Annotated in this window: 2 protein-coding genes; both read right to left on the bottom strand. The window is 29.3% G+C overall.

The window, feature by feature from the left end; all coding sequences use genetic code 11:
- Positions 1-172: 172 nt before the first annotated feature.
- Positions 173-2,248: a hypothetical protein gene (locus ACKI3Q_RS07285; protein WP_407415717.1), complete on the bottom strand. Its 2,076-nt coding sequence runs from the start codon at positions 2,246-2,248 to the stop codon at positions 173-175.
- Positions 2,249-2,652: 404 nt separating this feature from the next.
- Complete coding sequence (locus ACKI3Q_RS07280) at positions 2,653-4,338, bottom strand: ATPase (protein WP_407415715.1); 1,686 nt, start codon at positions 4,336-4,338, stop codon at positions 2,653-2,655.
- Between the last annotated feature and the right edge of the window lie 47 nt (positions 4,339-4,385).

Raw genomic sequence — 4,385 nt, 5'->3', positions numbered from 1 at the left:
TATTTCCCATATTATCATTAACTTCACATGCATTTATTGATGAAACTGAAACCAATAAAATTGCAATTAGTATTAGTGTTAATGAAATATTTTTTATAAGATTCATGTTATCACCGTATTTTCATTTCTATATTTTTTCTTCTGTAATATGTCTTAGAAAGTCTCAAATTAATTAGACAGTTAATTTATCACCATAAATCATTGACATTACTTTTAATCCCTCCGTATTAACTTCATTGGGATAAATCGAGCTTATATCAATATCACCATCTGAATCAAATAGGTTTTCTATTAATTTTGCAATAGCACCTTCTTTAACAGTATCAATTAATTTGGCAATAAAATTTTGATCAGCAGTTTTGTCGCAATGAGTAATTATTGGTGTGTCACCTTTTACCATTTTATTGTTTACTATTGCAACTCCTCCATCGCCAATACAGACATCATCACCTTTGCCATATGCCTCATTTCCACTAAAATAACAATCTTTTAAATTTATTATGCCTTGGCAGAATACTGCCCCACCATATTTCGCATAATTATTTGTGAATCTACAATTTTTACAATCTACAATGCCAGTGGATATTATTGCAGCACCATAATCTCTATAAATCAAATAATCCATTCTGTTATGATTAAATGTAACGGAATCTAGAATACATTCTCCTGCAAAGTTTTCAATACCAGTATTAAAACCTTCAATGGTTAAGTTACTAACAGACAGTATTTTATTTTCTCCTAAAATGGCCCATTTATTCTCATCGCTATCACTGGACTTTGTATAGATTTTTGTTCCATGGCCATTGATGTTTATAATATCGAAACCTCCTCCATTGAGGTTGAGTGAATGTTTGCTGTTGATAGTAAACGCATCGCAAAAATCTATGTTTAATCCAAAACTTATTGGATACTTACATCTAACCGAATTTGCAAGTACTGTATTGGAATTAAGCAAACAATCTTCATCATAATTAAATAGGTATGCTAAAATGCTATTGAAGCATTTTACAGATGTAGATATTGCATTTACATAATCGCTTTCAAGTCTAGTGCTGGAAAAAATCTCAATACTTTTAACCATGGTCAGGGTATTATAATAATCTCCAAAGTATATCATATCATAAAAAATGTTATTGATGTTTAGAATATTTTTAAATTTATAATTTTTTGTAAATGAGATATCATCGAAATACTTAGTTATATGCAGTGTAAATTCATGATTATTACTGTCATATTCCCCATAATACAACATGCCGTTGTCAAGGTAAGATAAATTTCCATTGGTTAATACATTATACACTAAAGGGACCAGATCAATGTTTTCATTTATCACTGGAGACTTAAAGGAATACGCCAGGTATTTTACATCAATATTTGTTTTTGCTCCGTCAATGTATAGTATACTATCCTTGTAAGCATTATTTTTTAGAGTTATGTTCTCGCGTTTGTAATCAAAGTAAATAGCTTCGCGGGATAATTGGGAACTTGAATTAACAAAAATTGAATTAATGATTGTATTATTGAAACCTCCAACATAAATTGCTCCCCCAACACCTCGGGCAATGTTATTTACAAAAAGACAATCATCAATAATGCCGTTATTTCCACTCCAGCTTAATGCTCCACCATTAATTGCGTAATTTTCATAGAATGTACAACCTGAAATTACTCCATTGTCTCCCATCCATTGGATGGGACTACAACTTTCTGTGTAGGTATAAAACATCTCATCATCAAGCGGTTTTCCTGAATATCCTCCAATTTTAGGGCCTTTACCATCAAATGTATGGCTTTTTAAAGAAAGTCCGTGGAATTCAAAGTTAATGATTGTTAAATTATAAATCTTAACATTGTTTGCAGTAATTTTAAATAGTCCTGATAAATTTTGTCCGTCTATGGTGTGGCCATTTCCGTTAATGATTATGTCATTTTTATCGATAGTGATGTATTGTTTAGATGAGTTAATTTCACCGTTGAATGTATAATCCTTATCAATGTTATATGTCTCTCCAGAACTTATATTTTGGATATTATCGTTCAATTCATCAAAATCACCTAAAACATTCACGTCTTCTTGAATGCTTTCATAACTTGCATTGACAGGAACATTGATATTATTAACATTTGATTCTTTATTAAATGTTACATTATCCACATCGCTTGCAAATGCACAGCATAATCCTATAAGAATATAAAAACAAAGTATAGTAAATACTGTTAACTTTAAACTTCTTGTACTGAATCTCATTGGTTTATCCCTTTATTTTGATTTGTTATTTCTGTGAAAAATTAAAATTTAGGTATGACTAAATTTATATGTAATGTATAATTTATATTACATATAAATGTTTTGATTGTGGGGTTTTTTTCCGCATTTTTAAAATTTCTAATATGTTGTGATGGGATCTAATAATGTAGTATATTCCATTAATTGATGTAAAAAAGTGTTTTTATCCATTAATTAGATAATGGGTAAAATTTTGATGGTAATCTCAATCAAGTAAATTTGATGTTTGAAAGTTAAAAAAGAAAATAAATTGTGAGTGTCAGATAATTAATTTAATTTTTCATATTCTTAATTTCTTTAAATATTAAAGGAAAAAATAAGCAAAATAAAATTAAAAAAATCTGTCAATAAAATTGACAGAATATTTAATATATCTTTTTGATGTCTTTTGGTTTGATGGTGATGTTTTGTCTTCTGTATTTTACTTTAATGTCATCTCCATTAATGGAGTATACTTTACTTGAATAGGTTTCTCCTTCATGGTTGAAGATGATTTCATCACCTTTACGTAAGACTTCTTCATTATTATTAATGGTTATTTTAAGGCTGGATTTTTCAGGTATTTCTTTTATTGGTGGAATACTTTCTTCTTTAACAGGGGCTGTTTCTTCCACTGCATTATTTTTAGCATTGTTAAATACTCTGCGTGTATTTTCCTGCCTTAATTCTTCTTCAGGTGTTGGTTCTAAATAATCAACATGGGTTTCATTGATGATAGGTGCATATTCATCATAATATTCATCAGCCTCTTCAGTGTATGAGTTTACATTTCTGATGAAATCCTCATTCAGATTATCTATTTCATTTTCTTCAGGTTCGGATGTTAATTTGTCACGAATATCCTTAACAATACTTGAATTTTTAATGGTGTTTGTAAATTTAGCCAAGTCTTTTCTATAATCAAGATCGCTTAACTCTCCGTTTTCATCTTCAAATAAGTTGGATGAATCAATTGAACCACCAAATTCATAATCGTCATCAGCACCAGATAAAATGCTTATACTGTCCTCTTCAACTTTATGTGGGGTTTTTAATGAAGGTTCTTTAATTTCTTCACTTTGAGGTATTGCTTTACTAATGCTTTCAGGTTTTTCATCTTTAGCTTCTTCTTCAATTGGTAAAGTTTCTTGGACGGTTTTTTCTTCTTCAGGCTCAGAATCTTTTTTAATAACTGCATCAGTAATTGAACTTGTTTCAGAAATTATAGGAATTTCTTCTTCGGTTTCATTTTCATTTGTAGCTGTGTCAATTGCTTCGTTAATGTCTTTTTGAGATGCACTAGATTGTACATTTGAATCTTTACCTGATGATTTGATGGATTCAGCGATTTCGTGCATTTTTGCAATGCTGCTTTTAATATCGGTAACATCCTGATTTTCTTTTACTTCTTCAATAGGTAAGGTTTCTTCATTACTCTCTTTATTCCTTTTAATGCTTTCTTTAATGTCACTGTTATCTTCAGTTTCTTTTTTTATGGTTTTAGATTCTTTTTCTCTTTCATCATCTTTTCTTTTTGATTCTTTTATTAATTCATCGATTGTAAACAAATCTTTAAGTTCATGTTTTTCATTAGATTGTTCATCTTTATTATTTTGACTCATAATATCTCTCTGGGTCTCGGTTATTGGTTCTTGGAACTTCTTAACATTATCATCATAATTAACTAAAACTTGATTTTGGGAGGAATAGCTGATATTTCTATTTGGTATAGTATTTTCATTAGTTTCATGAATAACATATTGGTCATATTCGTTATCAGGTTTTGTTTCTTCTTCACGAAGGATTACAGGTGGTTCATCTTCACGAATGGTAATAGGAGGTTCTTCCTCATTTGAAAAATAGTCTGTAATAGGTTCGTTTGGTTCATCTTCATAATAATATTTTTTTTCATTTTCTTCTGCAACTCTTTCCTGCAATGGAGTTCTGGTTGTTATATCATCAAATTCGTATTCTTCTTCCTCTTTATCCTTAAAGTATAATTTTACTATTATTATAGATACTATACCGATTACAGCTATAACTGCCCAAACTAATAATAATGTATCGTTCATCTTAAATACTTCCTATTTTTCAATTTATTATTATATATTTATCTAAA

Source organism: Methanobrevibacter sp., assembly GCF_045636185.1.
GTDB lineage: Archaea > Methanobacteriota > Methanobacteria > Methanobacteriales > Methanobacteriaceae > Methanocatella.
This window is presented reverse-complemented; position numbering and strand designations above follow the sequence as displayed.

Excerpts from the sequence above, each read along its gene's own strand:
- ACKI3Q_RS07280 (WP_407415715.1), bottom strand. The coding sequence starts at position 4,338 with ATGAACGATACATTATTATTAGTTTGGGCAGTTATAGCTGTAATCGGT.
- ACKI3Q_RS07285 (WP_407415717.1), bottom strand. The coding sequence starts at position 2,248 with ATGAGATTCAGTACAAGAAGTTTAAAGTTAACAGTATTTACTATACTT.